The following is an 853-nucleotide window of genomic DNA, read 5'->3' as shown; positions in this document are numbered from 1 at the left end:
CAGCCCTTCGTCCACTCCTGTCCACACCGCTACGACCGACCGCATGCTCGCTCCGTAGGAAAGGCCCAGCTCCTCCAGCGCCGCATAGCACGCCTCTTTGCTCACCTTCCGACCGCAGCGTCCGCGTATCGCTTCCAGTTTTACCTGTTCCCGCTCCGGCAGCTCCACCAGCTCTGCCACCCCTTCACTATACACAGATTCTTCGTCCCCGGATCCGCCGCTGCCGATGACATACCTCATCGCTCCCTCCGCCTCCAGCGTCAGGGCGATCCGCACCGTCTCTGCCGCGTCTTCCACCGTCAGGCCCCGCAGCCACGTCACGTTCCGCAGCCGGATCCCGGTCCTCCCGTCCATATACGCCTTGGCCGCATCCGTCGCCGCCGCCCGTGCCATCTCCAGCTGCGCCACGCCCGGCAGCATCTTCTTCCCGTTCACCCGGTGGTCCTTCAGCACCGGCTCTTCTCCCGTCAGCACCGCCGCATAGCTTTGACCTGCGAAGTCCGACGTGTTCCGCTGCACCAGCGGATGCAGCGCGGCAAGCCCCGCTCCGGCCTGCGCCGCCTCCCCGCTCTCCGGCACCCAGCACCGCTCCTGCGCAAACGGGTATGTCGGCAGGCTCATCCGCTGCGGCCGCTTGTCCCCGTACAGCTTCCGCCAATCGACCGCCCAGCCCTTCACCCACAGCTCCAGCACCTTCGCCACTTTCCCTTTCCGCATCCACGCTTCCACCGCTTGCCCCGTATCCTCGTCCGCCCGAAACAGTGCCAGCGCTTCCTTATACCGTTTGACCTGGCCGTAGTACAAACCCTCGGTCTCCCCGCCGCCATTCACGAAGTGCTCCAGCTTCTCTGCA

Annotated in this window: 1 protein-coding gene and 1 pseudogene; both read right to left on the bottom strand. The window is 65.9% G+C overall.

Going from position 1 to position 853, the window contains the following annotated elements:
• On the bottom strand, positions 1-240 hold a 240-nt coding region (locus L696_RS32480), incomplete at its 3' end, for a hotdog family protein (RefSeq protein ID WP_342447938.1).
• Between the two features lie 45 nt (positions 241-285).
• Positions 286-621, bottom strand: a pseudogene (locus L696_RS32655) (hypothetical protein); the annotation flags it as partial.
• Positions 622-853 lie beyond the last annotated feature (232 nt).

The sequence above is a fragment of the Paenibacillus maysiensis genome, assembly GCF_000520815.1.
Taxonomy (GTDB): Bacteria; Bacillota; Bacilli; order Paenibacillales; family Paenibacillaceae; genus Paenibacillus; species Paenibacillus maysiensis.
This window is presented reverse-complemented; position numbering and strand designations above follow the sequence as displayed.